The following is a 2,613-nucleotide window of genomic DNA, read 5'->3' as shown; positions in this document are numbered from 1 at the left end:
GAAACTTCCCAAAGAAGCAGTCGTGCACAAAATAAATAAGAAAGCGATATTGCCGACTCCTAAGTTAGTCTATGGAACTGCCACCCTTAAAGGAAAAATACTAGACTATCAAAAAGAGATGATAAAGCAAGTGAAGATGCACATAGAAAGTCCTGCACTGAATATCCACAACGAACAGAATATCATAAAAATCAAGGAGGACGGCACTTTCCTGGCGGAAGTAAAGGTTGCATCTGTCACAAGCGTAGCATTGGAATTTCCTTTTGGTTGGATTGAATGTCTGATAGCTCCCAATGAAGAGACATCACTCATTATAAATACAAAGGAACTTTGCCGCAGACAAGCACATCTACAAAGAAAAGATATACCGTATGGAGAGCCTGTATACTTCAATGGTTATCTGGCTAGCCTACAACAAGAATTAGCTTCAGTAGATATAGATATTGTATTAAAAAGCGTTTATTACATGGATATGTACAATGACATTGTCGGGAAAAGTGCAGATGAATATAAAGCTTATGTACTTGAGCGCCTTCCATCCGTTCGAAAAGAAATTGCGCAATCCCCATACAGCAATGCGTGCAAAGAGCTATTAAATATCCTGGTAGACCTGGATGCGACCGGCAAAATCGCCATGACGGAGAGAGAACTAAAATCAGCACATATTGCTGTTAACAAACTGAATAGAGAGCAGACTGATGATTATTTTTATAATACCCGCATCGATACTCCTAAAGGCTACTATGACATACTGAAGGAATTCAGTTCTATCAACACTCTTAAAGCTTTATACGGCAAATATTACGCGTCAACGATATATTTAATAAACTTTCTGCCGAATTCTTTAGATGTACTTAAAGAGACACTAAGAACGGGACAGGGACCTCTATTCGATAACATTAAATTTAATAAGCTATATCAATCCATTAAGGATTTTACCCCGTTAACAGCAGAACAGAATGTTGAATTAAAGACTTTTTCTTCCCCGGTATATGCAGAGATGCTTACTCAAGTTAACAAAGAGATAATAAAAAAGATAGAATTAAACAAAAGAAAGACAGGCTTCACTGTTAACGAGACTGGACAAGTCTCCAATGAAGATTTATTCCCATCCATTATCTCTAAATTCCGGGGACACACACTGTTAGTTGATTTTTGGGCAACATGGTGTGGCCCTTGTCGCACAGCTAATAAAGCCATCACTCCAATGAAAGAGGAATTAAAAGACAAGGATATTATCTACCTCTACATCACAGGCGAAACTTCCCCCAAAGGTACCTGGGAAAACATGATTACCGATATTCATGGTGAGCATTTCCGTGTGACAAATGAGCAATGGAGCTTTCTAATGTCCAACTTCAATATCCGAGGAGTTCCCACTTATTTTGTTGTTGATCCGGAGGGTAATATCACCTTCAAACAAACTGGATTTCCCGGAGTAGACACCATGAAAAAAGAACTCATGAAAGCTTTGAATAAATAATTCAAACGTAAAAAATAGATCAAGCAGAAATCGTTGTTGATATACGCCATAAATAAATGCAAGACCCCTGATTGATATAGAAAAAATAGTGACGGTATATGCTTAGGATAGTGACGGTATCGTTGTCATATACCGTCACTATTTATATTGGATAGCGTCACTATTTTGTAGAAGAGAATCCGCCAACAACGGATTCTATATGATCCTAATAAATAAACGAGCCTCCATAGTCTTTGAAAAGACTACAGAGGCTCGCTCTATATCCTATGGATAACTTACTGCAAAGCTATCCAACTCCAGATTCCATTTATTTATGCATTTCCACGATTTGAGTCGGAGCCATCTCTACATTCCGGCGATCTACCTGACGAACAACACTGGCAGCCAGGGATAAGAAAGCGCGTCCGGTCACGGAGTCTTCATCCAATGCAACGGGAGTACCATTATCTCCTCCTTCACAGATGCTTTGCACGATAGGAATCTGCCCCAACAAAGGAACATTCATTTCTTCAGCCAGTTTCTTGGCACCTTCTTTACCAAAGATATAGTATTTATTCTCGGGTAGTTCAGCGGGAGTAAACCAAGCCATATTCTCAACCAAACCGAGAATAGGTACATTTACCTTATCGTTGGTGAACATATTGATTCCCTTACGGGCATCTGCCAAAGCAACCGCTTGCGGAGTGCTGACAACAATCGCTCCTGTCATGGCTAATGTTTGAACAACCGTCAAATGAATGTCACTGGTTCCGGGAGGAAGGTCTATCAGGAAATAATCCAAATCTCCCCAGGCTGCATCAGCTATCAACTGTTTCAACGCATTACTTGCCATTCCGCCACGCCACAAAGTTGCCTGATCCGGATCGACAAAGAAACCGATAGACAATAATTTCACGCCATACTTCTCTACCGGAATAATCATGTCACGACCATCTATACGTTCAGCATAGGGGCGTGCATCCTCCACCTGAAACATCTTAGGCATGGAAGGACCGAAAATATCAGCATCGAGCAAGCCAACCTTATAGCCTAATTTAGCCAAAGCAACTGCCAAGTTCGCAGACACCGTAGACTTACCTACTCCACCTTTACCGGAAGATATACCGACTATATTCTTCACTTGTGGAAGG

Annotated in this window: 2 protein-coding genes; one reads left to right on the top strand and one right to left on the bottom strand. The window is 40.6% G+C overall.

The window, feature by feature from the left end; all coding sequences use genetic code 11:
- Positions 1 to 1,483, top strand: a 1,483-nt coding sequence (locus AB5935_RS24280) for a TlpA family protein disulfide reductase (protein WP_368327686.1), incomplete at its 5' end; no start/stop codon positions are given.
- Positions 1,484 to 1,790: 307 nt separating this feature from the next.
- Here AB5935_RS24280 and AB5935_RS24275 read toward each other — a convergent pair.
- The coding region (locus AB5935_RS24275; protein WP_368327685.1) for an Mrp/NBP35 family ATP-binding protein at positions 1,791 to 2,613 on the bottom strand (823 nt) is incomplete at its 5' end.

Source organism: Phocaeicola sp. RTP21198st1_B8_RTP21198_201120, from assembly GCF_040929485.1.
Taxonomy (GTDB): Bacteria; Bacteroidota; Bacteroidia; order Bacteroidales; family Bacteroidaceae; genus Phocaeicola; species Phocaeicola dorei.
This window is presented reverse-complemented; position numbering and strand designations above follow the sequence as displayed.